This window comes from Rhizobium sp. 01L419, from assembly GCF_056400025.1.
In genome coordinates, this window is sequence record NZ_JBFTSM010000011.1 from 165899 (window position 1) to 185489 (window position 19591).

The 19591-nt window shown below is 59.1% G+C and carries 21 protein-coding genes and 2 pseudogenes; 9 read left to right on the forward strand and 14 right to left on the reverse strand.

Features of this window, described 5'->3' with window-relative positions; all coding sequences use genetic code 11:
* Positions 1 to 7: 7 nt before the first annotated feature.
* From AC1DUP_RS21985 to AC1DUP_RS22010, 6 genes are read right to left on the reverse strand one after another with little or no spacing between them, the layout of a single operon-like run.
* Positions 8 to 859 (reverse strand): NADPH-dependent oxidoreductase, encoded by an 852-nt coding sequence (locus tag AC1DUP_RS21985; protein ID WP_477834389.1) that lies wholly within the window; start codon positions 857 to 859, stop codon positions 8 to 10.
* 35 nt (positions 860 to 894) lie between these two features.
* Complete coding sequence (locus AC1DUP_RS21990; RefSeq protein WP_477834391.1) at positions 895 to 2220, reverse strand: LLM class flavin-dependent oxidoreductase; 1326 nt, start codon at positions 2218 to 2220, stop codon at positions 895 to 897.
* Positions 2217 to 3449, reverse strand: coding sequence for an acyl-CoA dehydrogenase family protein (locus AC1DUP_RS21995; RefSeq protein ID WP_477834393.1), 1233 nt, complete (start codon positions 3447 to 3449; stop codon positions 2217 to 2219). The genes AC1DUP_RS21990 and AC1DUP_RS21995 overlap by 4 nt, the downstream gene beginning before the upstream one ends.
* A gap of 12 nt (positions 3450 to 3461) precedes the next feature.
* Entirely contained in the window at positions 3462 to 3803 is a 342-nt protein-coding gene (locus AC1DUP_RS22000) for a DUF3088 domain-containing protein (RefSeq protein WP_477834395.1), read from the reverse strand.
* 9 nt (positions 3804 to 3812) lie between these two features.
* Positions 3813 to 5171 carry an LLM class flavin-dependent oxidoreductase gene (locus AC1DUP_RS22005; protein ID WP_113300539.1) on the reverse strand — a complete coding sequence of 453 codons (1359 nt, stop codon included), beginning with the start codon at positions 5169 to 5171 and terminating at the stop codon, positions 3813 to 3815.
* Positions 5172 to 5182: 11 nt separating this feature from the next.
* Positions 5183 to 6361, reverse strand: a complete 1179-nt coding sequence (locus AC1DUP_RS22010) for an acyl-CoA dehydrogenase family protein (protein ID WP_113300540.1) — start codon at positions 6359 to 6361, stop codon at positions 5183 to 5185.
* Between the two features lie 292 nt (positions 6362 to 6653).
* On the opposite strand from AC1DUP_RS22010, the pseudogene AC1DUP_RS22015 reads away from it, so the two are divergent.
* The 4 genes and pseudogenes from AC1DUP_RS22015 to AC1DUP_RS22030 form a co-directional block, all read left to right on the forward strand.
* Positions 6654 to 6845, forward strand: a pseudogene (locus AC1DUP_RS22015) (FitA-like ribbon-helix-helix domain-containing protein); the annotation flags it as partial.
* A 265-nt stretch (positions 6846 to 7110) separates the two neighbouring features.
* A pseudogene (locus AC1DUP_RS22020) lies at positions 7111 to 7845 on the forward strand (aldehyde dehydrogenase family protein); the annotation flags it as partial.
* Positions 7846 to 7985: 140 nt separating this feature from the next.
* Entirely contained in the window at positions 7986 to 8132 is a 147-nt protein-coding gene (locus AC1DUP_RS22025; protein WP_113318873.1) for a YjiS-like domain-containing protein, read from the forward strand.
* Between the two features lie 738 nt (positions 8133 to 8870).
* Positions 8871 to 9116 carry a hypothetical protein gene (locus AC1DUP_RS22030; RefSeq protein ID WP_113298923.1) on the forward strand — a complete coding sequence of 82 codons (246 nt, stop codon included), beginning with the start codon at positions 8871 to 8873 and terminating at the stop codon, positions 9114 to 9116.
* 90 nt (positions 9117 to 9206) lie between these two features.
* On the opposite strand, the gene rsgA is transcribed toward AC1DUP_RS22030, so the two are convergent.
* Together rsgA and AC1DUP_RS22040 are read right to left on the reverse strand one after the other, a co-directional pair.
* Positions 9207 to 10259 carry a ribosome small subunit-dependent GTPase A gene (gene rsgA / locus AC1DUP_RS22035; protein ID WP_477834398.1) on the reverse strand — a complete coding sequence of 351 codons (1053 nt, stop codon included), beginning with the start codon at positions 10257 to 10259 and terminating at the stop codon, positions 9207 to 9209.
* A gap of 34 nt (positions 10260 to 10293) precedes the next feature.
* Entirely contained in the window at positions 10294 to 10470 is a 177-nt protein-coding gene (locus AC1DUP_RS22040) for a hypothetical protein (RefSeq protein WP_477834400.1), read from the reverse strand.
* 231 nt (positions 10471 to 10701) lie between these two features.
* On the opposite strand from AC1DUP_RS22040, the gene AC1DUP_RS22045 reads away from it, so the two are divergent.
* Together AC1DUP_RS22045 and AC1DUP_RS22050 are read left to right on the forward strand one after the other, a co-directional pair.
* Complete coding sequence (locus AC1DUP_RS22045; RefSeq protein ID WP_113298921.1) at positions 10702 to 10893, forward strand: CsbD family protein; 192 nt, start codon at positions 10702 to 10704, stop codon at positions 10891 to 10893.
* Positions 10894 to 10949: 56 nt separating this feature from the next.
* Entirely contained in the window at positions 10950 to 11288 is a 339-nt protein-coding gene (locus tag AC1DUP_RS22050) for a hypothetical protein (RefSeq protein ID WP_113298920.1), read from the forward strand.
* A gap of 256 nt (positions 11289 to 11544) precedes the next feature.
* On the opposite strand, the gene AC1DUP_RS22055 is transcribed toward AC1DUP_RS22050, so the two are convergent.
* Both AC1DUP_RS22055 and AC1DUP_RS22060 read right to left on the reverse strand, forming a co-directional pair.
* Positions 11545 to 12618 carry an extracellular catalytic domain type 1 short-chain-length polyhydroxyalkanoate depolymerase gene (locus AC1DUP_RS22055; RefSeq protein WP_477834402.1) on the reverse strand — a complete coding sequence of 358 codons (1074 nt, stop codon included), beginning with the start codon at positions 12616 to 12618 and terminating at the stop codon, positions 11545 to 11547.
* Between the two features lie 143 nt (positions 12619 to 12761).
* Positions 12762 to 13652 carry a LysR family transcriptional regulator gene (locus AC1DUP_RS22060; protein ID WP_477834404.1) on the reverse strand — a complete coding sequence of 297 codons (891 nt, stop codon included), beginning with the start codon at positions 13650 to 13652 and terminating at the stop codon, positions 12762 to 12764.
* 105 nt (positions 13653 to 13757) lie between these two features.
* Here AC1DUP_RS22060 and AC1DUP_RS22065 point away from each other — a divergent pair, with 105 nt between their 5' ends.
* From AC1DUP_RS22065 to AC1DUP_RS22075, 3 genes are all read left to right on the forward strand, one after another.
* Entirely contained in the window at positions 13758 to 14627 is an 870-nt protein-coding gene (locus AC1DUP_RS22065; protein ID WP_477834406.1) for an SDR family oxidoreductase, read from the forward strand.
* A gap of 35 nt (positions 14628 to 14662) precedes the next feature.
* Positions 14663 to 15136 carry an AtaL-like protein gene (locus AC1DUP_RS22070; RefSeq protein WP_477834408.1) on the forward strand — a complete coding sequence of 158 codons (474 nt, stop codon included), beginning with the start codon at positions 14663 to 14665 and terminating at the stop codon, positions 15134 to 15136.
* A gap of 70 nt (positions 15137 to 15206) precedes the next feature.
* The gene (locus tag AC1DUP_RS22075; protein WP_477834410.1) at positions 15207 to 15875 is read left to right on the forward strand and encodes an NAD(P)-dependent oxidoreductase; all 669 of its coding nucleotides are present in this window, start codon (positions 15207 to 15209) and stop codon (positions 15873 to 15875) included.
* A gap of 194 nt (positions 15876 to 16069) precedes the next feature.
* Here AC1DUP_RS22075 and AC1DUP_RS22080 read toward each other — a convergent pair whose 3' ends face one another.
* From AC1DUP_RS22080 to AC1DUP_RS22095, 4 genes are read right to left on the reverse strand one after another with little or no spacing between them, the layout of a single operon-like run.
* Entirely contained in the window at positions 16070 to 16948 is an 879-nt protein-coding gene (locus AC1DUP_RS22080; protein ID WP_477834412.1) for an efflux RND transporter periplasmic adaptor subunit, read from the reverse strand.
* On the reverse strand, positions 16945 to 17154 hold the full coding sequence (locus AC1DUP_RS22085; protein WP_477834414.1) for a DUF1656 domain-containing protein: 210 nt from the start codon (positions 17152 to 17154) through the stop codon (positions 16945 to 16947). The genes AC1DUP_RS22080 and AC1DUP_RS22085 overlap by 4 nt, the downstream gene beginning before the upstream one ends.
* Positions 17151 to 19181 carry an FUSC family protein gene (locus tag AC1DUP_RS22090; RefSeq protein ID WP_477834416.1) on the reverse strand — a complete coding sequence of 677 codons (2031 nt, stop codon included), beginning with the start codon at positions 19179 to 19181 and terminating at the stop codon, positions 17151 to 17153. Before AC1DUP_RS22090 ends, AC1DUP_RS22085 begins: the two co-directional genes overlap by 4 nt.
* Positions 19178 to 19543, reverse strand: a complete 366-nt coding sequence (locus AC1DUP_RS22095) for a hypothetical protein (RefSeq protein ID WP_477834418.1) — start codon at positions 19541 to 19543, stop codon at positions 19178 to 19180. The genes AC1DUP_RS22090 and AC1DUP_RS22095 overlap by 4 nt, the downstream gene beginning before the upstream one ends.
* Positions 19544 to 19591 lie beyond the last annotated feature (48 nt).

Below are 19591 nucleotides of genomic sequence, written 5' to 3' on the forward strand. Positions count from 1 at the left end.
GGACGGCCTATTTCAGCCGGAACCCCAGTTTGCGCACCACCTCGCCAAGCACATGGCGACCCTTGAGCGCTTCTACCGTGCCAATGCGATTGCGAACCTGATCGGTCCAGTCGATCAGAGGCATTGTCTGTTCTGTCTGGAAGGTTCTGAGAATATGATTGTAACCGGCGAGATCGTCGGCCGGTGCGCTGTCCTGATAGCGTTCGCGGTGCAGGACGCTCGTTTGCGGCAGGCGGGGCTTGACGCCGGCGGGCACCGCCGGATCGGGATAACCGACCGTCAGGCCAAAAACGGGAAAGACCCCATCCGGCAGGGCAAGTTCGCGGGCGACCGTTTCAGGGTCGTTGCGGATCGCTCCGATATAGCAGGTGCCGAGGCCAAGAGATTCCAGGGCGACGACGGCGTTCTGGGCGGCGAGTGCCGCGTCGATCACGCCAAGAAGAAAGCTTTCCACATAGTCGAGCCCTTCGGCCGTCGCGCCACGCTCCGTTGCAATCTTGCGCGGTCGGGCAAGATCGGCGAGCCAGACCAGCAGAAGCGGAGCCTGGGCGATCTGCCGCTGATTGCCGGCAACCGCGTTCAAACGCCTGCGACGTTCCACATCTTCGACGGCAACCACACTCCAGGCCTGGAGGTTCGAGGAACTCGGTGCCGACTGGGCGGCGGCAACGGCAAGCTCGACAGCCTCCGCCGGTACCGGGTCCGGCAGATAGTGACGCACGCTCCGATGTGAGAGGATGGTCTCGACGGTTTCGGTCCAATCGCCCGAAAGTTGCTGCTCATTGCGATAGCGCTTGCCGGCAAGCGCCTTCAGCCTGTCGTTGCCGACGTTTCTTTCCGCTGCTGTTGATGGCGTCATATCGATTTCCCCTTGCCTGCTGTCATTGCCGATCGCTATTCCGCCGCGGCCGCATAAGGATTGGCCGGGCGCGCAAGACCAAGATGCTCGCGAAGCGTCCGGCCGCTATAGGCTTGCCGGAACAGTCCGCGATTGCGCAGGATCGGTACGACCTCGTCGACGAAGACTTCGAGTCCGTGCGGCAGCACGTCCGGCATCAGGTTGAAGCCATCAGCTGCACCGGCGACAAACCACTGTTCGATGTCGTCGGCAACGTCTTGTGGCGTGCCGACAATGGTGCGATGGCCGGTGCCCCCGTTCAAGGCGCGGATAAGGCCGCGTACGCTGAGCCTCTCCCGTTTGGCGAGCGCCAATGTGGCGCGGAAGAAAGTATGGCCACCATCCGGCGGCAGCGGAATGTCGTCCGGCAGCGGCGCGTCGAGGTCGAGGTTCTTGGCGTCGAGCTGCAGCACGCCCGCAAGTCGCGCGAGACTATATTCGAGCGGTATCAGCTCGCTCAGCTCTTCCTGTCGACGTTTGGCCTCGATCTCGGTACTGCCGATGATCGTCGCAAGGCCGGCAAGCACGAGAATGCTGCCCTCCGTCCTGCCGAAGCGGGCAGCACGCCGGCGCAGGTCGCCGGCATAATCGAGCGCCTCTTCGAAGGATTGCGAGGCAGAGAAAACGGCTTCGGCATGTTCGGCCGCAAGCTCTCTTCCATCGTCCGAGCCGCCGGCCTGCACGAGAACCGGATGGCCCTGCGGCGGGCGGGGAATATTGTGCGGCCCATGCACCTGGAAATGTTTGCCGCGATGGGCGATCGCATGAACGCGTGCCGGATCGACGAAACGGCCGGTCGCTGCATCGCCGATAAAGGCATCTTCTTCCCAGCTGTCCCACAACGCCTTGACGACGGCGGTAAATTCGCCGGCGCGCTCGTAACGGCTGGAGTGGGCGACCGGCTTTTCGAGGCCGAAATTACGGCTCTGCGACAGGTCGGCACTGGTGACGATGTTCCAGCCGGCCCGGCCGCCGCTCGCATGGTCAAGTGTCGCAAAGCGGCGGGCGATATTGTAGGGCTCGTTATAGGTCGTCGAGGCTGTGGCGATGAGACCGATATGTTGCGTGTTGGCGGCGACCAGCGCAAGTACGATCGTCGGTTCGAGGGAGGTTAGCGGCCTGAAATCCACCCTGTCAGAGATCGCCGCCTGATCGGCGAGGAAGACGGCATCGAACGTGCCGCGTTCGGCAATCTTGGCGACATTGACATAGTGATTGACATCGAAGGAGGCGCGGGGATCGCTGCCTTCCATCCGCCAGGCCGCGGGCGAAAAGCCGGAATGCAGGATATTGATGTTGAGATGAAGTTCGCGTCCGCTCACTGGAATATTCCCGGCTCGGGATAGTCGCCGGTCAGGAACCATGCCCCGACATTGCGTGTCTTGTATTCGGCCGGATTGTGCAGCGTATGGATGCGGACATTGCGCCAGAACCGGTCGAAACCATGAGCGCGCACCGCCGAACGCGCGCCCATGACCTCGAAGATCTCGCTTGTGACCTCGAGCGCCACCTTGCCGGCCAGCACGTTGGCGGAAGCAACGGCAATTGCCGTCTGGCCGCGCTCATCCGCCGTCAGCGCAGCACCTTTAGCGTAGGCGGAGTCAATCGCCTGCGCTGCGCGGTCGGCAAGCGCGGTTGCAGCCTGCACTTTCGTCCAGAGCTCACCATATTGCCGCTTGATCCAGGGATCGTCGACGTGTTGCTCGACGCCAGAATAGATCCAGGGCCGTGATTTCGTGACCGTATAGTCGCGGGCCGCCGCAAGCGCGCCCTGGGCGGTGCCGATAAAGACGTTGAGGAGCACGCTCTGCTGCTGCTGTGGCGCCAGAAGCGCGATAGGATCGCGCGGGCGTTCCGCCAGGATTTCGTCACCGTCGATCCAGACATCCTTGTAGAAAACCCTGCCGCTGCCCGTCTGGCGCTGGCCAATTCCGTCCCAGTCGTCCGCGATGGTGATCCCTGGGCGATTGGCCGGAATATAGGCAAAGCTGCGCTGGTTGGTTTCCTCGTCTTCCCAGGCGACCATGAGATAGTCGGCGACATGCGAGCCCGAGGCGAAAGGGCGAAAACCGTTCAGGATGGCACCACCGGCGGTCCTTCTTCCAAAGAGGATCTTCGAAAAGCTGTTGGTCGTATTGCCCCAGAACCAGCGGCCGTCCGCTGAGCGGCGCAAGATCTCATGCGAGCGCCTGTCGCCTGCCGTCGCCGCGTTCATGAGCGGGCTGAAGTGATAGCCGAAGAGATGACCAAGCGATCCATCGACCTTGGAAAATTCACGCAGAACCTTAAGCGCTGTCGAATAGGGTTGCCCCTCACCACCGAATTCCTTCGGGATCAGCAAATTGACGAGGCCGCTCTCCTTCAAAAGCCTGATCTGTTCGGAGGGGCGGCCGCCGAGCTGGTCGCGCTCGACAGCATCGTGCGAAAAGATCTCCGTGAGTTCGGCCGCCTTGGCGAGATAGGGATTGTCGCGATCCGCCAGGAAGAGGGCGGGCGGCTTTGAGGTCGGCTCCGGCTGACTAGGCTCGAACGTTCCAGGCTTTACGGTCATGGTGCTCGTCCTTCAGGTATGAAGCCGCGGGAAACCATGGCGCTCGGCAAGTAGTTCGAGAATGCGATCGGTCTTGTTGACGAAATGCACGCCATTCCAGTGTTCGGCATCAACAGGCGCGCTCTCGGCGAGAACCAGCACCGGCAACGACTGGTGCTCCTCGCCGACGGCGGCGATCACGCTTGCGCGCGGCCGGGGAAAGGGAACCCGCTCCACCTCGATCTTGCTCGCAAGATCCGGGAAGGACGCCAGCAGTCCCTCGATGGCGTTGCAATAGGGGCAGACGAAGCTGACGCCCGGCTCTTTGGGGTCGGAAAAACCCGGCTCGATGAGATAAAGCTTGTCGTGGCTCATTGGTTTCTCCTATTCGGCCGCCGCAGCACTGCCGGTATCTGCGAAGCGGTTGGCCGGGCGCTTGAGGCCGAGGTTCTCGCGCAGCGTCGTGCCTTCGTATTCCGTTCGGAAGAGGCCGCGGCGGCGCAACTCCGGAACGACGAGCTCGATGAAGTCGGCAAGCCCGCCCGGCATCAGCGGCGCCATGATATTGAAGCCGTCGGCCCCATAGTTTTCGAAACGCTCCTCGAGCACATCGGCGATCTGGATCGGCGTGCCGACGACCTGCCAGTGGCCGCGGGCGCCGGCGATACGCAGATAGAGCTGGCGGATGGTCAGATTTTCGCGTCGGGCAAGATCGAGCACGAGAGCCTGGCGGCTCTTGCCCGCATTGGTCGCCGGTGGATTGTCGGGCACCGGCCCATCGAGCGGATAGGCCGAAAGGTCGACGCCGGAAAGCTGGGAGATCAGGTTCAGTCCGACTTCGGGCTGAATGAGCGCCTGCAGGGATCCGAACTTTTCCTTCGCTTCGGATTCAGTCCTGCCGACGACAGGGAAAATGCCGGGCAAGATCTTCAGATCGTCATGCGAACGGCCGAATTTGGCAAGGCGGCCTTTGACATCAGCATAGAAAGCCACTGCTTCCTCGAGGGTGATCTGGGCGGCGAATATGGCTTCTGCGGTACGCGCAGCAAGCTCCTTGCCGGGCTCGGAGGCGCCCGCCTGAATCAGGACTGGCCGTCCCTGCGGTGAGCGCGGGATGTTGAGGGGGCCGCGCACCTTGAAGTGTTTGCCGCTATGATCGAGCCGGTGCAGCTTTTGAGGATCGAAGTAGCGTCCCGACTGCCTGTCGCGGATGAAAGTGTCGTCTTCAAAACTGTCCCAGAGGCCGAGCACCACATCGGCGAATTCCTCGGCGCGCTCGTAACGGTCGCCATGCAGGATCTGCGCATCATGCCCGAAATTATAGGCGGCGTCCGGATCGGAGGAGGTGACGAGGTTCCAGCCGGCCCGCCCGCCGCTCAACCGGTCAAGGGACGCAAACTGCCGTGCGAGATTGAACGGATCGGAAAAGCTCGTCGAGGCGGTGGCGATCAGGCCGATATTGCGGGTGACAGAGGAAAGAGCTGAAAGAAGCGTGATCGGTTCGAAGGGATAAATGCCGCTATGAGCCTTGCGGCTTGCCGCTTCCACGTCCTTCAACCGTGCCGCCACGCCATCGGCAAAGAAGATCGCATCGAACTTAGCGGCCTCGGCAAGACGAGCCAGTTCGAGATAGTTTTCAAATTCCGTGCCGACCGAGGCCTGCGGATGGCGCCAGGCAGCGACATGGTGGCCGGTGAAGAGCAGGAAGGCGCCGAGCTTGATCTGGTCCTTGCGTCTCGCCATGGAATATCCTTTCAGCGGTAGATGGCCGGCACGGGGAACTCGCCGGTCAGCAGAAAGGTGCCGACCGTGCGCTTCTTGTATTCGGCGGGATTGTGCAGTGTGTGAGTGCGGACATTTCGCCAGAAACGGTCGAAGCCGTTAGCCTGCGTGGCGGATCGCGCGCCCATCACCTCGAAGACCTCGCTCGAAACGGCGAGGCCGACCTCGCCCGCATAAAGGTTGGCCGTGGCGATATCGATGGCGGCGGCACCACGATCGTTATGGCTCAAGGATGGTCCTTGGGCATAAGCCGCATCAAGGCTGCGCGCAGCCTTGTCGGCAAGTTCAGCGGCCGCAAGGGTGCGAATATAGAGCTCGCCATACTGGCGTTTGATCCAGGGATCGTCGATATGCCGTTCCACGCCGGAATAAATCCACGGTCGGGAGGACGTTACCGTGTAGTCCCGGCCCTCTTCCAGAATGCCTTGGGCGCTGCCGACGAACACGTTGAGAAGGACGCTCTGCTGAAGAAGCGAGGTGAGGGATGCGTAAGGCGTCAGTGGCACGGAAGGCGCGCTGATGACCTCATCGTCGCCGATGTGGAGGCCGCGGAAATGGACGGTGCCGCTGCCGGTCTGCCGTTGCCCGATACCGTCCCAGTCATCCGCAATTACGATGCCTTCGCGATCGGCGGGGACCGCTGCTGTGAGGCGTTCGCCCGACGAATTTTCCCAGGATATCTGGATATAGTCCGCAATGTGCGAGCCCGAGGAAAAGGGCCGGCTGCCGTTGATCGTCCAGCCGCCTTCCGTCTTCTCACCTGTCGAAGTCTTCGACATGGCATTGCCGGAATTGCTCCAGATCCAGTTGCCCGCGGCTGATCCGCCCAGCCACCTGTCCTTTTGAGCATCCGAACCGCGAAAGAGGATGAGGTTCAGCGGCAGATGATGGTAACCGAAGAGATGCGCGAGCGACCCGTCGGTTTTGGCGAATTCCCTGACGATGCGAAGGGTTGTCATCCAGGAAGCCCCTTGTCCGCCATATGCCTTTGCGATTTGAGCGGAAGCCAGGCCACTTTCCTTGAGGAGCCTGATCTGATCGAGGGGCCTGCCGCCTTGCTTGTCCCGCTCGACCGCATCCTGATGGAACGCCTTTCGCAACTCGGCAGCCCTTGCCAGAAGCGGATCTTCAACGTCAAATTCGAACGACATATCACCTCCGCGCTTACCGGCGCCGGGAATTCCGGCCGCGTCCTGGCACGGACGGTCGACCGATGCGCAAAGCAAGTCCAGGCATATGAATTTGATGTGGAGGAAAGAAATTCTTCGTGCGCTCGGGCAGGGCATCACTTTTTGATGCTTACCGAGGGCGTGGCATCTACCGATGCGGCGGGCGTCGCATTTTAACAATCTGGTGGTTTCCCAGGTAATTTGGCTCGAATCCAATCAAGGCGACGAGGCCTGAACGGAGACGGTATCGTCCTCGCTATCGTACTCTGCGGCGCGGGCGGCTCATCAGGGCAGAAGCACCGAGGCCGAGATCGGTGACATTATTGAGGCCGCTGTTCGTCCCCCTGACCGTGTGAAGCTCGGCTCTTTACTGGCGGCTATTGGTCGCGACGCTGAGCTTTCCGACAGCGACGTTGAAGCCCTGCAGAAAAGTCGTGATAAGACGCCTGCGGGACCGATGAGCTTCTTGCTGGACACCAACATTATATCCGAGCCGTCGAAATCAGTTCCCGATGAGGTAGTGGTCACTTGGTTGGACCCCCAGGTCATCGAAACGCTGTTCATTTCCGCAATAACGATTGCTGAACTTCGTTTCGGGATCAGTGCTTGCCCTCTGGGAAACGGCAAACAATCCTCGCGACCGCCTAGAGGCGAAGTGCTGCCTCATTTTTCCGGGCGCATCCTGTCTTTTAATCTGGCGACTCCGCAGTTTTACTCGGAACTGATGGCACGTGGAGCCTGGCGGGAATGCCCCTTTCATCGTGTTCGATGACGCCGATCTCGACCGCGCCGTCGAAGGGGCCCTTCTTTCCAAGTTCCGTAATGCGGGTCAAACCTGCGTTTGCACGAACCGCATTATCGTTCAGTCGGGCATCCACGATGCGTTCATCGACCGTTTTGCCTCAAAGGTCTCACGTCTTCGGGTTGGATCGGGGACGGAGCCTGGAGTGGAACAGGGACCACTGATCGATGAACACGCCGTGCGCAAAGTCGAGGAATTGCTGCAGGACGCAACGACAAAGGGCGCAACGGGTGCGACAGGCGGTCACCGCTATTCCATGGGCGGCCTGTTCTTCGAATCCACAGTCGTTCGAGACGCGAGCGTCGATATGCGCGTCATGAAGGAGGAGATTTTTGGCCCTGTTGCGCCGGTCTTCCGCTTCACGGAAGAAGAAGAAGCAATCGCGCTTGCCAATGATACGGAATTTGGGCTGGCAGGATATTTCTACACTCAAAACTTGGCCAGGGCCCATCGTGTCGCCGAACGTTTGGAATACGGCATGGTGGGGATCACGACCAGGGCGGCGGGATACGGCATTGCGGAACGCCGGATGAACGGCCCGCGACGGACGGGCAGTTCGAAGGCCGTCAGCTGGCCGGGTTCGGCATCCTGCGACGCTGCCACGGCCAGAATGCCAGATGGCGCCGAGCTCAAAAAACAGGCTCTTTCCGTCGAAAAGCGCTGACCAATGCATTCCTTGCATGGGTGAACTGACGGATTGTCGCTGTTTTTAACCGATTGAAACGCCTATATTCCAATCATCGAAACGACGCCGGAGCCAAGCAGGGCTGCTGACGTCAGAAGCCCTCAGGAAAGGGGATTATCATGAACGTCGCACGCTCTTTCAACAATTGGCGCAAGTTCCGTCAGACCGTCAGCGAACTTGGTCGCATGTCCAGCCGCGAACTGCAGGATCTCGGTATCGACCGCGCCGATATCCGCAACGTCGCCCGCGCATCGATCGCCCGCTGACCGCACAGCATTCACTCTTTGAAGCTGCTTGACGCCCGCTGATGATGCGGGCGTTTTTGCGTCGATGTCCATTGTCTGCGATCGAGTCCTGCCATCGATCTTTCCCGATCTTTTCGACTTGCCGTTCTTGCATGGGTGCAGTGCAACATAAGCAATAGTAAGTGGTTCGTAGTCGGCGTATAGATAAGCACATCGAAGCGATGCATCTCCTCCCGCAGAGCTTCGAGTTTCAGACGGCCCACTCCTCCTCCCAGGGCTGTCTGTATGAGCAGCGGCACTCCTCCTCCCAGTCGCTGTTCAATTCTTTTCGAAAGCCTGCCGCACCTCCTCCCGCGGCAGGCTTTTTCGTTTTGGGATATTCTCCCGATGGTCAAGATTGAGTTGCAGTCGACATACGCTGCCTTCGAGGTTCGCGTCCGCCAGCAAAAAAAGCGAGGGGCGCTCTAGTCAGGAATCGAAAGGGAGCGCGGGGACCAAGTTTCATTCTCCTTCAATAGCTGCGAATGTAAGGTGCGTCGGCTCGAACCTTGCTCAAGTGCACCAAACGGGGCGGGGCCACAGCGGATCCGCACCGATTGCCGCGAGTCTTTCTGGCAACACCAAAGCGCGAACTGTAATCTTGGACGGATTTGTCTGGATTAGAGCGTTTCAGTTACGGTATCAGTGGGACTGCAAAGCGATTTGCACGAGCAGGACAGCTAGAAAAAGCGCGTCCGAGATCTCTAAAGCAGGACCTTGATGAACGCGGACATGATAGCCGCCTGGGCGGTGGAAAACGGATTCCATGCGATCGATTCGGGGAATTATCGTCGCCATGACAATGCGGGCGTGATCACGATCGAGATAAAGAGAATGTCATTTCTCCTCATCGATGAGAGGCAAGGACTGCGACCGCGCCTCATATCGCGGTTGTTCAAAGACATACCCATTTCAAGCGGGAGCGGCCGCTTGCAGGTTCTTCTTGACCGCAAACCCAATCATTGAGCCTGACGCGGTGACCACGGCCCAGCCAATTCCCCAAGGTGGCGGATCGTCGCTGACGCCGATGAGCACCGTTACAAACGCACAAAACTTTCAGTATTTCTTCTTGCGAACGATCTTGTTGCCGCGTGGTCCGCTCACGACCGGTGTTCGGTCGCGGTTTTCTGCAAGCAGGTTCCGCCAGCGTTCCAAGCGATCAGCGTCCAGGGCACCGCTTGCGACAGCTGCCTGAACGGCGCACCCCGGTTCATGTGCGTGGGTGCAATCGCGAAACCGGCAAAGCGGCGCCAGTTCGGTTATTTCTGCAAAGAGGGTGTCTATACCATCGGTAACATCGCTCAGGTAAAGCGTTCTTATCCCAGGTGTATCTATGACCCAGCCGCCGCCTGAAACAGCATGCAGCGATCGCGCCGTGGTCGTGTGTCGACCCTGGGCGTCGTATTCGCGGATGGCGCCAGTTTTCTGACTTGTGTCAGAGCCAGGGCCGGTCATGGTGTTCACCAGCGTCGATTTTCCGACACCGGAGGATCCCACCAGCGCAACCGTCTGGCCAACGCCGCACCAGGGCCTCAACAGGGAAACGGCGTCTGCGGAGCGACCATTCAAGGCGATCACAGGCAGATCACGCTGCAAGGCCTCGGCTTGCGCTTGGAGCATGCCAGCATCTTCAGCGGTATCAGCCTTCGTCAGCACAATCACCGGATTGCTCCCGGCCTGGTTGGCCATGATCAGGTAACGTTCCAGCCGGGCAAGATTAAAATCTGCGTTGCATGAGGTCACGATAAACAGAGTGTCGACGTTGGCGGCAACAAGTTGCTGGCCACGTCCGCCTTCCGGGCGTCGTTGAAAGACGCTTTTTCGGTCAAGACGGCTGATAAGCATACCGGTCAGTGGATCGGCAAGAACCCAGTCGCCCACCGCGTAGTCAGCAGTGTTGGTATTGGCCGGAAGTTTCAGCCCGACGGGCCCGTTGACATCGATCGCCTCGATGCGTGCCCGGTGAACTGAAGCGATGCGTCTGGGGATCAAGTGCGCTTCGCTGGGCTGGACCTGATCTGAGAAGAATTCAGTCCACCCAAGCAGTTCCAGTGGTGAAGAAAGGTGGGAGCTGGTCAAATCGTGTTCCGCATTCGGTAAAGCTGCCATAAAGGGATCTTCAATGGTTCCCGCTGCTTCTCGCCTAACCGCGGGGGTGATCCCGTTTTGGCAAAGAGGTTGCGTAAGCAGCAGCCTCGCCGGGATAGGGGAAATCGTCGCCGAGCTGACGGTCGCCATCGTAGACTTTGAAGATAGGCCCATCAACTTCAACAATCTTATAACCATTCACGTATTCAATCTTCGGTGTTTTCCAACCCATGAAAAGCTCTCCAGTCCGGTCCGAGGTTTCTCTGATCTAAAGATGGTGCCCGACGGCTCATACTGGGCAGTCAATGATCTATCATGTGCTCGCGCAAAATACGATTAGCCAACGCCGATTTCGCATTTCGTTCCTCGCTTCAGATCAGCAATTGCGACTAATCTGACCTTAAGGATGGAACGAAACGCGCAGCCACGCCTTTTCCGCAAAACCATAGCGAGGAGAACGACCATGGGAAGTACATCCGACAAGATCACGGGAAAGACCAACGAAGTTGCTGGCAAGGCCCGACAAGCCGTAGGCAAAGCCGTGGACAACCACGAAGAGCAGGTGAAGGGAAGCGTCCAGGAAGCGAAGGGCAAGGCGCAGGAAGCGAAGGGCGAAGCCAAGGACGCCGTTAAGAAGGTCGTCGACAAAGCCTGATTGAAGGCTTGGGGAGCCCGCGAATTTCGCGGCCTTTCTCTTTTTAGGGAATCCCGATGAAGATCACAAAGACAACAATCTCGGCACTTGCGTTTGTACTCGCCGCAGGAAGCGCGCTCGCTCAGGCGCCAGCCGATCCAGCGGTTGACGCCTGCAAATCGACGGGACTTCTTGCCCTCCAAGAACGGTCCGCTGATATCACCGATCTAATTCTGGATATGGAAAGTCTTGCGGTCAGCAAGGCGGACACAAAAGTCGGAGACGTTCCCGTGAAAATGGTCGTACTCGGTGAAGCATACATCGCTCGCAAGGAGAAGACGGGAAAGCCTGATCGTTTTGTTTGTCTTCTTGGCGAGAAGGGCAAAGTTCTTCTCACCTTCTTCACCGCACAGTGATCGAGCCTACGAAGTTCGATGCTTTTGCAGGAAGGCGGCAAGGGCTGTGCGGATTTTGGTGACCACCGATGGTTCATTTGCCGCACGAACGATCGTGATCTCTCCAGCGTTCATATCGAGAGACCAGCGGTCGCCACTACAGCTCGTGGAAATTCCTTCACATCCTTCATGTCTGCTCCCTGCTTGGAACCCATTTGGATTTCCCGCCGTCTTGGGCTGTTGCCCGGCATCCGCTACACTCAATTCCGTTTAAGTCCTACTTGAGGAGCCCTGCGGCGCGCAGCGCATGTTCAATGACCGTCTGCACATCGCTTGTCGGTTGCGAATTGGCCTTAGGCTCCGAGATAACATTCTGTTCTCCTCGAAGTTTCGTCCGGCGCTCGAAGGAGGGGATCAGTCCCCAACTGCGTGCGACGAGCTCCGTCGAAGAGACACCTATATCAAGCATGTATGGGGCGGCTGTGCCGTAACCGCTCGTTACGTCAATTGGTGTGCCGTGTCCCATTCCTGCAATGCGATAGAACTCGATCGCCGACATTCCGCTCGCGTCCATCCATACGCGGTGCTCGACGCCATCGGCAACGTCATATCTGGTAGGATCAGCGGACACATCGTGGACCGCTCGCCATTGGTCAACGATCGCGAGCGCATTGACTTCCGCAACCGTGTGATCAGCTGTTCCGTGCCATACCGAAATGGTCGGCCATGGACCGGTGTGAGATGACGCTGAGCGCAACCGATCCCGCAGACGTTCAGGAGAAGGCAGACCTTGACCCCGCATGCGATCGAAGGCTTCGGGTATTGTGGAGGCAACACCGTAGGGAAGTCCTGCAATGATGGCGCCACCGGCGAAAACCTCCGGGTAGCAGGAAAGCATAGCATTCGCCATGGCGCCGCCGGCCGAAAGTCCGGTAATATATATCCGGCATGGATCAATACCGTGGCTGGCTGTCATGGCGGCGATCATCGCGCGGATGGAGGCTATTTCCCCGTGGTCGCGCTCGACATCGCTATCGACGAACCAGTTGAAGCAGAGGTTTGGGTTGTTCTGCCGGGACTGTTCGGGAAACAGCACCGCAAAACCGAAGTCGTCCGCCAGCCTGGACCATCCAGAGCCCCCGTCGTATCCCGCAGCTGTTTGCGTACACCCGTGCAGGACCACGACCAGTGGGACGGGATGCGGCGAGCCCTCAGGAACGTGATACCATCCGACCAGTTCGCCGGGGTTCTGGAAACTCCCGAGCCGCTTCAGTCGATGGGAAGGAGGCGTCGCGGCCGAGATAGTGCGGAAGCGCTTGAGCCGTTCCAGTGTATCCGACAGACTTCGCATGAGAAGTGCTCCACAGAATGCGGAAAGCCTTCTGACGTTCCTAGTGGGCTAACTAATGCTGCAGCGCACAATTGCAAGGCTCGGGCGTGAGAAGGATGTCGATGTCATGGCTGAACCCGCAGCACTTGGGTGGCTCGACCGTCTCAGCGGCCGATATAGGCGGCCAGTTCCTCAGGTGTGCCGTTTGGAAAGGCCTGCTTCAGATATTCCAGAAAGGCAGACACGCGGGCACTGAGCAGGCGTCGTGAGGGATAGAGCGCCCAGAGCGCAATCTCGGATCCCTGGATATCCCCCCAATGCACCAAAGTGCGGTCCGCCATATCGTGGCTAACCAGGGAGATTGGCAGACGTGCAGCACCAACGCCGGCGCGTACGGCGTCGCGGACCATGATGAGCGAGGACATGGCGAGGACGGGCTCGATCCTGATTGCCGCAGCACCCTCGGTTGTCATGACGTTCCAGGTTTGTTGGTTGCCAGGCCCACGAACGACGCCGGGAGCATGAAGGTCTCTAGCGGGGCGGGCGAGATCGGGGCTTGCCACGACGACCAGGCGGTCTCGCAAAAAGGCTCGTCCGACCAGACTTTCGTCCGGATCAGGATTGACCCGGATGACCAGATCGTAGCCTTCCTCGATCATGTCCACGGCCCGATCCTCGGTCGTGATTTCCAGTCGCACATCCGGGTATTTCAGCGCAAAACCTGCCGCGATCTTGCCCATGGCGGTCTGCGACAAGAGGAGTGGCGCGCTGATCCGTAACCTGCCGCGCGGTTTCTCCGCGCCCGAGGCGATGTCGGCTGCCGTCTCGTCGAGCTCCGTCAACAGAGCAGCGGTCCGCTCATGAAGGGCGCGTCCTTCCTCGGTGAGTTTCAGGTTGCGCGCGCCACGTTCGAATAGCCGAAGCTCCAAGGCAGCTTCCAACTCCGTAACCCGCCGGGACAGCGTTGCCTTCGGACGGCCGGAGGCGCGTGCAGCTTTACCGAAGCCGCCATGACGGGCGACGAGATTGAAATCAGCAAGAGCAAGGAGATCCATATCTGTTCCACTGGCGAGACGATCTGTCCAAAAAGATCGTCTATTGGATCAACAATGAGCCGTCCATATTCGGGGTGTCAAGCAAAACCAACCCGGAGAAATCCCATGACCATCCTTGTCACCGGCGCGACAGGCCATATCGGCGCCCAAATCATCGAACACCTCGTCAACCGTGGCGCTGACATCCGCGCTCTCGTCCGCGATCCCTCCAAGGCCAATTTCCCGGCTGGCGTCGCCGTCGTAAAAGGTGACTTTCTCGACATTGACTCCCTGCGAAGCGCCCTTGATGGGATCTCCTCACTATTCCTTCTGAATGCGGTCGTGCCAGACGAATTCACCCAAGCTTTGATTGCGCTCAACGTCGCCCGCTCGGCCGGCATCGAAAGGATCGTCTATCTCTCGGTCATCCACCCGGACGTCTACGTGAACGTGCCGCATTTTGCCGGCAAGTTCGGCGTCGAGCGGATGATCGAACAGATGGATTTCCACGCCACGATCCTGCGCCCGGCCTACTTCATCCAGAACGATCTGACGATCAAGGACGTCATCACCGGCTACGGCGTCTACCCGATGCCGGTCGGAGAAAGGGGCCTCGCCATGATCGATGTCCGCGATATCGCGGAGATCGCCGCCCTTGAACTGCTGCGCCGCGAGCAGTCTGAACAGCCGCTTCCCCTCAGCCGCGTCAACCTCGTCGGTCCCGACACGCTCACCGGACCGGATATCGCCGCAATCTGGACCGAAGTGCTTGGTCGCCCGATCCACTACGGCGGGAGCGATACGCAAGCCTTCGAACAGAACCTCAGGCAGTTCATGCCCGCCTGGATGGCCTACGACATGCGCCTCATGGGCGACCGCTTCCAGACCGACGGCATGCTGCCCGAAGGCGGCGACGTGGAGCGCCTAACGGCACTCCTGGGCCGGCCACTCCGCTCCTACCACAACTTCGCCTCCGAAACTGCTGCCTCTGCCTGACGCAGCGTCGCACACCCCGGACAAGGACTATCGTCATGATCTATTCGACCGCTACCGTTCTGGTAAATCCGCACGGTGAGACAAAACTGACCCGCGAGCAGGCCTGGAAGGGCCTAGAGCTGAAGGCCCGCGATGCGCGTCTATTCCTTCCGCCTGGCCTGTGCACCCGCTGTGATGTCGTCGAGGAAAGCGCAACGCACTTCGTGCGCGAAGCCATCATCGCCGGCTCTGAGATCAGGGAGATCATCACCCTTGAGCCGCAGAGCAAGGTCACCTTCTTCCAGGCGACCGGCCCCCGTGAAGGCGCCATCGTCAACGAACTGTTCGAAGATGAAACCGGCGCACTGCAGCTTCGGTTCTACTGCTACCTCGGCCTTCGCGGAAAAGAGCCGAATGGGCCTGAAGAGCAAGCCGAGCAGATGCAGTTCGACAGTGACAAGGGCTACAAATCTGCCCTGCCGTCGACCCTGAAGCGGACCCGCGAGCTGCTCGCAGAAGGCCGGCTCTGACCACCACCATCAACACCCCAGGCAGAGCTGCCTCTCGGTAGGCGCCCTGCCTTTCAAAAGGACAAAAGCAATGAGAACGTCCGAGAATGAAACCCAATCAGCCATTGCGCCAAAGATCCTGGTCCTTGGCGCCACTGGCCCAACCGGCCGCCACATCGTTGGCAGGGCTCTGAGCCGCGGCTATGATGTCACGGTGCTGGTACGCTCCCCGGAAAAAGCCCCCGATCTCAAAGGAGCAAAGCTTGTTATAGGCGACGCTCAGAATGAGAAGTTGCTTCGCCGGGCCATCAGGGGGMGTGATGCGGTCATCAGTGCACTCGGAACACCCGCAAGTCCTTTTCGTGAAGTCACCGTTCTTTCGACCGCGACCCGAGCGCTCGTCAAATCGATGCAGGCGGAGCAGGTTTCACGCCTTGTCAGCATCACAGGAATTGGTGCTGGCGATAGCAACGGACATGGGGGCTTTCTGTTCGACAGGTTGATCTTTCCGCTGCTTTTGCGGAAGGTTTACGAGGACAAGAACCGTCAGGAAGCCCTCATCAAGGACAGTGGACTGGATTGGACTATCGTTCGGCCCTCCATTCTCAATAACAAGCCCGGAGGTAAAGTGATCCGGACGCTTACCGACCTGACTGACTTTCATGGCGGTGAAATCGCGCGACAAGACGTTGCCAGTTTCGTGTTGGACCAAGTGGTCGGCGATGCCTGGGTCCATCGTGTACCGTTGATAACCTGGTGATAGTGCAGCCTTGTGCGCTGTGAGGGCTAGTACGGTCATAAAGGCCATCGTTGCGGATGGTGGAAATCAGGCATTGTTTGGCTGCACCGCTTTGGTGACTGTCAAGCCTCGCTTCAGCAGGGATTGAGGCGACGAAGGCACAAGAACGTGAGCACACTGATCTACGCGTTCCAGAGCACGAGGTGTGTCACACCTTAGTTGTCGTTCGCTCGAACAGAAACTGTCGCGGTCCTCCCCGCAATGAGCCGGACAGGGCTCGGGATGTCATCGATCTCGATCCGAACCGGAATTCTCTGGGCCAGCCGAACCCATGAAAATGTTGGCGCCACGCTTGCGAGAGAGCCAACACTGTCGCTCCGCTCTCGATCTTCAATACCGGCGGCGATACCTGCGACATGCCCCATGACCGATTCCGCCTCACCCATGATATCGATCTTCACTCGATCGCCGACCTGGATTCGTGGGAGTTTGGTCTCTTCGAAGTAGCCCGCGATATAGATGGATTCTCTTTCCACGAGCACCCCAACCGCGTCCCCGACGGAGACATAGTTCCCGCGACGCAAGGAGAAGTTGGTGATTGTCCCTGATGCTGGTGCTTTCACAGTTGTCCGGTCAAGGTTCAGCTTTGCCAGATCCCGAGCCGCTAGCGCCGACTGATATGTAGCGTCTGCCTGATGCATCTGGCTTTCCGCATGCTGCCGCTCTTTCAAGCTGGCTGCTTCTCTGGAGGCGAGCAGTTGATACCGTTCGAAATCGGTCCTCGCCAGTTCCGCCGCGGCTTTGCTGCTCTGCACCTGGGCCTCCGCTTCGCGCAGCGCAAGTTCGAAGCGGTCTGTTTCGATCCGAAACAGGGGCGTCCCTTTCTCCACCTGCGCGTTGTCCGATACCAGAACCTCGATGACGGGCCCCGAGACATCTGCTGCCAGTCGAACGACATCCGCACGCACATGAGCATCCCGTGTCCACGGCGCTTCCATGTAGAAGGACCATAGGTGCCAGCTAAGAACTGCAGCGCAGCCCACCATAGACAAGGTCAACAGGGCTCGCCCTGAGGTGATCGTGAGGTTCTTCATCTTTGCAACCAGTTGATAGCGGCGGAAAGCCCACCGAGGAGGGTGATGTAGAGTGCGAGGTTGAACAGGGAGCGATGCCACACCGCTGGATAAAACCCGAGCTTGGCGAGAACCGATGTGAGAACGCGGAATAGACCGTATGCACACAGGGCGAGTGCCGAGAACCATGGAAGGAGGACACCATAGATGTCGAATTGTCCGGTCACGCGGCGATCCTCCTCGCAGGAGGTTTTATGAAAACCGGTGGTCCGGCGTCCGGAGCGAGGCACAGACGGAGCGCGGCTGCGTGCACCACAAGTTCCCCGTCTACATCCGCTGCGATCATTTCCAGAGAGGAAAGTATAAGGTTATCCAGCATTCCAACGGCATTTTCCAGGACGTCGCCACGTTCAGCGGGCGCCAGGTGGTACAAGATCTCCAGTCCTGAGAAGACGGCTTCAGTCCTGAGGCGAATAGGCATCGATGCTTCATCCGCGAGCTCCCGCATCGCTGTTATATGAAGTCCTGCTCGCAGATCCCGGATAAGGTCGGCAGCGGCGGTATCGGAGGTCGGCGATAGTTTTGCCGCTCTGGAGGCAAAGAGACCTGCGAGATCGATTCCGCGATGGTAGGTGACATGAGCATTGGCATGTCTGCCGGCCGCGATCCTGGCGACATGCTTTTGGGTAACGGAAAAGAGCCTCCTGGCATTTGTCTCCGCTCTTACAGATCGGAAGATGCCGCAGACGGCGATCGTCCAGGCCATCGCAAGAAGGGTCGCGATCGCCGAGTTTGCAAACGTCACGAAGTCGCTGCTCTGGTGTGCCTGGAGGGTGAGAAGAAGGGGGAAATTCACGCACAGCCCCATGCCGACGATTGCGAGTGAAGGCAAAGCGAGACATATGCCGGCAGGGATCAGGAACAGCCCGAGGGCAGCGACGAGGGACACGAAGCCGTTGATCATCGGAAGGATAGCGAACCCGTAGACGAACGCTGCGATGACGGAGCCGATCGTTACGTCGACAAATTTGCGCATGGCTGGGACAGGATCGTCCATTGTCGCGAGAAGGCAGCAAAACACTCCCGAAATCTGGGCAAATGTCATCCCGTCGGTCCAGCCGCTTGCAATCCAGAAGAAGGTGGAGGTCGCCAGGCAGATCGCGACGGCCAGCGCCGATAGCAATGCCATGCCGATGTCGCGGTGCAGAGCCGGCATCTTGCCGGGAGCAGCGAAACGACGAGCAGCTCTCGCCGCATTCTCTTCCTCTATAGCTTCACGAAGAGAGTTAGCCTCATGAGAAATTCGATGAATATCCCGCAGATTCCGGGCGGTATTGGCAAGAAGAAGATTTTCCCAGAACGGAGGCGCGCCGGAAGAGGTTAGCGCGTCGATCATTGCTCTGGAGCTCTCCGTGGTATCGGTTGAATGAGAGCTGATCCTTGCGATCAAAGACAGAGCCTGCTCCGATTTCGAGGTGTTGAGCTTGGCGAGTGCTCGTCGCAGATCCTCTAGCTCGCTCATCAACGGAAGCAAGGACACCATCCGGTGCTGCAATGATCTCACCAGCGAAACTGCACGTCGATATCGGGATCCGTCATATTGAAGGTGGACCGTGAACGACCGAAGGTCCGCTGCGTCCGCCGCCAAAGCGTGTCGTTCTGTTCTGCTGTGATTTTCTTCTGTCTCGTCAGTCGCCGTCGCCGCGAGGACCTTCCGCGCCTTTGCCATCCACCCGTCGATCCGGTTGACGAGTACCGTCCCCACATGAACTGGAAAGACGACGTGGCTAATAATCGAGGCGCATGTAATCGCAAGACCGATCTCCTCGATGCGGGAGACAACAGTGTCGAACGTGTTTGCCGGCGCGGTGACCAGTGGCAGTCCCGCCAGGAGCACCGTGTAACCGGCCAGCAGGAAAACATAGCTGCGAGGCGTGCGATCAAGAAGGCTAACGAAAGTGCATCCCGACACCCATGCAATGATCGCTGCGGAAAGCAGCATCGGCTCGTTCACAAGGTTTGGAACCATGATGACCGTCGCGCCGCCACCGATCAGGGTCCCCAGCAGTCGATAGAGCGATTTCGATGCGATCGCGCCTGAAAGCGGATGGGCAACGATGTAGACCGTTGCCACCGTCCAGAACGGCCGCGGCAGATCGAAGCTTATTGCAATGTAATAGGCCAGTATGGCCGCCAGGAATGTCTTCAATGAAAAGATCACGTTCCCAGTAGTGACAACCGGTCGAGCGCTCACAAGTCATCTCCCGACTGGTGGTTCTTCCGCGAGACGCCTTGCTCTTCGATGGCGCCGGTGAAGCCGTAGATCGCGGGCGAGACGCAGCAAAAGAACGGAACCGCGGCGCAGGCATACATATAAGCGTCGAGCGGGTCGGCGCACGAAACAACCGAAGCGGCTGGCAGCTGGTGGCCAAAGAACCTGCGGGCCCTCACAAGGAAGGCTTTCGTAACCTTTCGCGCACTGGCTACGCGACTAGGCCCGACGCGCACATATTGTGGAGGCAAGATGCAAAGCCTGCGATAGCGCTTCTGAGGCAGCCGAAATTCAGTCTGGAAGATATCAGACCACCAGTGAGGGTCACGCTCGTGTATCGCCATCGTCATTCTCCGAATTCTTTCGGACGACCCTATCGACAAAGCACGTAG